Consider the following 623-nt stretch of genomic DNA (forward strand, 5'->3'; position numbering starts at 1 on the left):
CGGCCTGGTTCGGAGTCAACATGCCGAGCGTGACGCAGGTTTCCATTCCAAGACCTTTGACCGCGCTAACCATATCGCAGACCTGATCGAGATCGCGGTCTTTTGGACTGCGCCAGGCCGCGGCCATGCAGAAGCGGCTCGCGCCGGCATCTTTGGCGCCCTGTGCGCTAGCGACCACATCGGCGCAATCCATCAGGCGGGTCGCTTTCAGACCGGTCTGGTAATGCGCGCTCTGCGAGCAGTAGCCGCAATCTTCCGGACAGCCGCCCGTCTTGATGCTGAGCAGGCTTGCGGTTTCGACGTGGTTTGGATCGAAGTTGTCGCGATGAACGCTCTGCGCCCGAAACATCAGGTCGGCAAACGGCAGGCTGTAGAGCGCTTGGGCCTCGGCGCGCTCCCAGTTACTGCGCACGTGTGCGCCGTTTCTACTGTCGTTCCGCTCTACTCTCCCAGAGGCAATCATTAGGACTTGCGTTCCCATCCATGATTGATCATAGATAATACTCGTGATTATCTATGATCGTTGATCTTCGTCTTGATGTTAACCCGGGCTGCCTGCGAACGCACCCGCTTTTTTGATAGATAATCTATGATGACCGACGGCGAGAGTACGACCGTTGCCT

General features: G+C 57.6%; 1 pseudogene. It reads right to left on the reverse strand.

Annotated features, from left to right (window positions below):
* Positions 1-463 (reverse strand): annotated as a pseudogene (locus IVB13_RS22645) (biotin synthase); the annotation flags it as partial.
* Between the last annotated feature and the right edge of the window lie 160 nt (positions 464-623).

Source organism: Bradyrhizobium sp. 17, assembly GCF_023073515.1.
Classification (GTDB): domain Bacteria; phylum Pseudomonadota; class Alphaproteobacteria; order Rhizobiales; family Xanthobacteraceae; genus Bradyrhizobium; species Bradyrhizobium canariense_D.